Origin of the sequence: Phenylobacterium sp. LjRoot225, assembly GCF_964252855.1 — a bacterium.
Classification (GTDB): domain Bacteria; phylum Pseudomonadota; class Alphaproteobacteria; order Caulobacterales; family Caulobacteraceae; genus Phenylobacterium.
This window is the reverse complement of record NZ_CAXUPL020000015.1, coordinates 1-865: the sequence shown is the minus strand read 5'-3', so window position 1 is coordinate 865 and position 865 is coordinate 1. Positions and strand designations below refer to the sequence as shown.

Annotated in this window: 1 protein-coding gene; it reads right to left on the bottom strand. The window is 72.4% G+C overall.

What is annotated here, in order from left to right:
* Positions 1 to 4 precede the first annotated feature (4 nt).
* A partial coding sequence (locus ACSQ2B_RS26720; RefSeq protein WP_436054455.1) for an acyl-CoA dehydrogenase occupies positions 5 to 865 on the bottom strand: 861 nt, incomplete at its 5' end.

The window sequence follows — 865 nt, the reverse complement described above, 5'->3', positions numbered from 1 at the left end:
GGGCTCAGCCGACCAGGGCGTCTGGCGTGATCGCGGCCATCTCGGGCAGGGTGTCCATGACGCCCTCGGCGAGGCCGGGGGCCTGGGCCAGGACCTGGCTGGCGTAGAGCTTGGCGAGCGGAGCCTTGGCCTGCAGCCAGGGCGCGTCCGAGCCGGCGGCCGCCAGCGCCTGGCGGGCCAGGACCCAGCCGCCGATGACGTCGCCGGCCAGTTTCAGATAGGGGGTGGCCGAGGTCAGGCTGTCGGCGCCCTGGTGGGCGAGCTGCCAGTCGGTGGCCTTTTCCAGGGCCTGGGCGCCAGCCGCCAGCCGGCGGCCGACCTGGATGAGGTCGGGGCTTTCGGTGAGCGCCTCGGCGGTCAGCAGGATCTCGGCGCAGACCTCGCGCATGGCCGATCCATTGGTCGTCTTCAGCTTGCGCCCCGACAGGTCGATGGCCTGGATGCCGTTGGTCCCCTCGTAGATCGGGGCGATGCGGGCGTCGCGATAGTGCTGGGCCGCGCCAGTCTCCTCGATGAAGCCCATGCCGCCGTGCACCTGCAGGGCGGCCGAGGAAACCTCGACGCCGACGTCGGTCGACCAGGCCTTGGCGATCGGGGTCAAGAGCTCCTGGCGGACCAGGGCGGCGGCGCGGTCCTCCTCGCTGGCGGCGACCTTGGCGAGGTCGGCCAGCACCCCGGTCATCAGGCAGATCCCTCGCGCGGCCTCGATCTTGGCCTTGGCCAGCATCAGGGTGCGGCGCACGTCCGGATGGTCGTAGATCGGCCCCGAGGGGCCGGCGGACCACAGCGCCTTGCCCTGCACCCGCTCCTGGGAAAAGGCCAGGGCCTGCTGGAAGGCCCGCTCGGCGATCGCCACGCCCTGCAT